Here is a 1,188-nt window from a genome sequence, read left to right as displayed (position 1 = left end):
GGTGACGGACGTCAGGGCGCACGTCATGAATCCGCCGTAGCTGTAGCCCGTGAGCACCAGTTGCTTCGGATCGGCTACCCCTTCGGCGACAAGGGTTTCGACCGGTTCGAGCAGGTCTGCACGATCCGCCTCGCCCCAGCCGTCCCGCACACCGTCGAAGAAGTCGTTTCCGTAGCCGTCACTTCCACGCGGATTGATCATCAAGACCGTGTATCCGAGCGCGACCAGTTCCGCGTGGTATGCGTGCATGAGGGTGGGGGTACCGGTCCAGGCATTGTGTGGTCCACCATGGACGTCCAGAACCAGCGGGCCGGCGCCCGTGACGTTCGGGTCGCGCAGGATCCAACCCTGAACACGGGTGCCGTCGCTGATGTCGAACCAACGCTCGGAGGCGACTGGAAACGCGACGGAAGTTGTCAGTTCCGTGTTCAACTCGGTGACGATCTCGACGGCGCGAGTCTCGAGATCGATGACGGCGACCTCACCGAAGGACGTCGCCGTTGCCAGCGCGACGACGGCCCGCCCGGACGTCAAGGCCAGGCCGGAGACCACTGCCTGCTCTCCGATGAGAAGTGGTGAGACGGAGCCTGATCCGAAATCCACCTTGTGCAGTTCGGTGGAGCCGTGGTTGCGGATGCAGAAGACGATGTCGCCGTCGGCGGTGAAACTCGGTGCGCCACCGGGATAACCGGTCCCGCCAGGCATGACGTTTCGGTCGAGTTCGGATGTCAGGCTGCGGTCTTCCATTCGCTGGTCGCGATGCAGGACGAGAAGTTCGCTGTTGTGAATGATCGGCGTGTGCCAACCGACTGCTACGACGGCGTCGCCGGCCGGTGTCCACGCAAGTGGTCCGGCGATCCCGCGTGCGTGCCCCAACATCCGCGGAGCGGCGGCGAGATCAGTAAGCGACACGGTCCAGGCGGAACTCGCCCGCGTCAGATCGGCGTCGCCGTCCATCGCTGCGGTGAAGGCCAGCTCAGTGCCGTCGGGACTGTACGCGGGATGCGAAGCGTCCCAATCGCCGTCCGTCAGTTGCCGTAGCGACCCGGCGGCCAGATCGAACTCGAACAGGTGCGCCCGAACGCTGCCCCGGACACCGGATCCGTCGACCTTGTAACCTTGTACGTGACCTTGAGCACCGGCGAGTAGATGGAGTCGACCGGGATCCGGCCGATCTCCTGGCCGACC

General features: G+C 64.7%; 1 protein-coding gene. It reads right to left on the bottom strand.

Features of this window, described 5'->3' with window-relative positions:
• A partial coding sequence (locus ABT116_RS48275) for a S9 family peptidase (RefSeq protein ID WP_351647864.1) occupies positions 1-957 on the bottom strand: 957 nt, incomplete at its 3' end.
• Positions 958-1,188 lie beyond the last annotated feature (231 nt).

The sequence above is a fragment of the Streptomyces sp. NPDC002130 genome, from assembly GCF_040296465.1.
GTDB lineage: Bacteria > Actinomycetota > Actinomycetes > Streptomycetales > Streptomycetaceae > Streptomyces.
The sequence above is the reverse complement of the archived record's forward strand: the minus strand, read 5'-3'. Positions and strand labels throughout refer to the sequence as shown.